Consider the following 2,572-nt stretch of genomic DNA (forward strand, 5'->3'; position numbering starts at 1 on the left):
TAAATATCATTGCCTTGTTTACCGGCATGGTCATGTCGCTCCAGACAATTTACGGATTGCGCATGTATGGGGCAGAGATGTATGTGGGAAGCGTTGTTTCCCTTTCTATTGTGAGGGAACTAGGTCCGGTTCTCACCTCTATTATGGTGGGGGCGCGTATCGGTTCAGGCATTGCGGCAGAAATCGGTTCGATGCAGGTAACAGAGCAGATTGACGCCATGCGGGCTTTAGGCGCAAGCCCCATAAAGAAATTGGTGTCTCCGAAAATATTCGCCGGATTGATTACACTGCCCCTCCTCACGGTTACTGCGGATTTTATTGGTATTTTTGGCGGACTCATAATTGCAACTTTTGAACTGGATATTGACCATATTTTCTATATTAATTCCATTTTAACCACCATTACCATTTCTGATTTCCTGAGCGGCATTGGCAAAACAGTCTTTTTTGGACTGCTTATTGCCGTTATAGGCTGTTATTTCGGGCTTAAAACATCAGGGGGCACTACCGGCGTGGGGCGTTCCACCACCATTTCTGTGGTAACAATCTCGATTTCCATCCTAATCGCAGATTTCTTTCTCACAAAATTGTTTCTTATGATCTTCTGATGAAAAAACCCATAATTGAAATTAAAAATCTCTATAAATCATTTAACAATCATCCCGTTCTTAATGATATAAATCTTTCTGTACAGGAAGGGGAAATCATATCGCTCCTCGGCGCAAGCGGGACGGGGAAAAGTGTTCTTTTGAAAGAACTTATCGGCTTAATAAAGCCGGATAAGGGCGATATCTTTGTTATGGGTAAAAACGTTGCACAAATGAATGAAGATGCATTAATTAAATTACGGGTCCATGTGGGAATGCTGTTTCAGGGGGCGGCATTGTTTGATTCATTAACCGTATTTGAGAATATTGCATATCCGCTCCGGGAACACCTTCATCTTTCAGAAGTCGAAATCAGGTCACGCGTTTCAGAAAAATTACAACTGGTAGGCCTTAAAGGCATTGAGTCAAAAATGCCGGAGGAATTAAGCGGCGGCATGAAAAAGAGGGTCGGACTGGCAAGGGCTATCGCCACTGACCCGGAGATTATTTTATATGATGAACCCACTACAGGCCTGGACCCTATAACTGCGCAGCGCATTAATGTTCTTATTATGGAATTACAGAAAAAACTGGGCATTACCACCATCGTTGTCACCCATGATCTCCATTGCGTGAAAACGGTATCAGACCGTATCGCAATGCTTCATGAGGGAAAAATCATTGTTGTTGGAACCTGGCAGGAAATAGCATCATGCCCTTTAAAGGAAGTAAAGGACTTTATCAGCGGCAACATCTGTTTGTAAAAGTGTTACAAAAGGAGAAAGTATGCGTAAAGAACACATTGCCGAATTACGGGCGGGAATTTTTACTATTATCACGTTGATATGCCTTGGCGCGGCGTTGTTTATCCTTGGTTCACAAAAGGGATATTTTAAACCCCATATTACACTGAAGGCACGGTTTCTCCACGTCTACGGACTGCAAAAGGGCGTTCCGGTACGTTTTATGGGGGTAACGGTAGGCCAGGTCAAAGATATCGTTCTCCCTGATGAGTTGTCAGGCACTGGAATTGAAGTAGTGCTGCAAGTGGATAAAGCCGCCCAAAAAAATATACTTACAGATTCACTGGCCACCATAAAATGGCTCAGTTATGTTACTGGCGATTCATACGTGGAAATATCTTCGAAAGACTGTACCGGACATATCATAAAGGATGGAGATACCATTAAAGGCGCAGAGCCAATGGACTACACCTCCGCTATTGAAAATGGAACCAATGCTATAAAATCTATCGCTAACTTTTTTAATAAAGTGGAGGAAGGAAGACTTGCGGAGACCTTAAACAGTGTATCGCTGTCGCTGAATGAAAGCATTACCAATTTCAGGGAGAGTACGGGTCTTTTAAATGCATTAATTTATGATGTGCGTGGAAGGCTCCTCATGGATAATTTAATTACCGCCTCTGACTCGTTTAATGAGATTATTGCAAAGGTAGCGGAGGGCGAGGGAACACTTGGGGCATTAATTGCAGACCCGGAATTATACGACAATATGAAAAGTCTTTTGGGAGGCGCAGAAAGAAGCCGTATCCTGCGAAATGTCATCCGGAAGAGTATTGAAAAGGGGAAAACAAATACCACTCAATAACAATTTTTGATGTACGATGTACGATTTTAGATTTACGATTTTTAAATCTTACATCAAATGCCATACAAGAAATTTCTTAACAATTTAGCTTTTTGAAAATATGTTGCAGTTTAGTTTTGGGTGGCACGGACAAACTCCGTTTGTCCGTGTGGAGATTAGACGTAGTCCCATTTGCACACGACCACGGACAAGCACAGCTTGTCCGTGCCACCCATATTGAGCTAAAATATGTATATCAATTTTCAAAAAACTAAAGTGTTAAGAAATTACTGATAAGGTACTAATTGCTGCAATGCCAATTGCTTTAACGTTTTGTAATCAACCTTTCCTGTGGAAAGCAAGGGAATGGCGTCTATGTGGAGATAGTGATCTGGCTG

3 protein-coding genes are annotated in these 2,572 nt (G+C 42.1%); all 3 read left to right on the top strand.

From position 1 onward, the window contains the following. Positions 1-608, top strand: a 608-nt coding sequence (locus ABJL82_RS16515; protein ID WP_347275809.1) for an ABC transporter permease, incomplete at its 5' end; no start/stop codon positions are given. Then, positions 608-1,351, top strand: a complete 744-nt coding sequence (locus ABJL82_RS16520; RefSeq protein WP_347275810.1) for an ABC transporter ATP-binding protein — start codon at positions 608-610, stop codon at positions 1,349-1,351. The genes ABJL82_RS16515 and ABJL82_RS16520, both read left to right, overlap by 1 nt. Before the next feature lie 22 nt (positions 1,352-1,373). Continuing rightward, on the top strand, positions 1,374-2,195 hold the full coding sequence (locus ABJL82_RS16525) for an MlaD family protein (RefSeq protein WP_347275811.1): 822 nt from the start codon (positions 1,374-1,376) through the stop codon (positions 2,193-2,195). The last annotated feature ends 377 nt before the right edge of the window (positions 2,196-2,572 follow it).

The organism is Candidatus Kuenenia sp., from assembly GCF_039794105.1.
Lineage (GTDB): Bacteria > Planctomycetota > Brocadiia > Brocadiales > Brocadiaceae > Kuenenia.

What these genes read in the sequence shown, in the direction of transcription:
- ABJL82_RS16520 (WP_347275810.1), top strand. Translation starts at nt 608, where the DNA reads ATGAAAAAACCCATAATTGAAATTAAAAATCTCTATAAATCATTTAAC.
- ABJL82_RS16525 (WP_347275811.1), top strand. Translation starts at nt 1,374, where the DNA reads ATGCGTAAAGAACACATTGCCGAATTACGGGCGGGAATTTTTACTATT.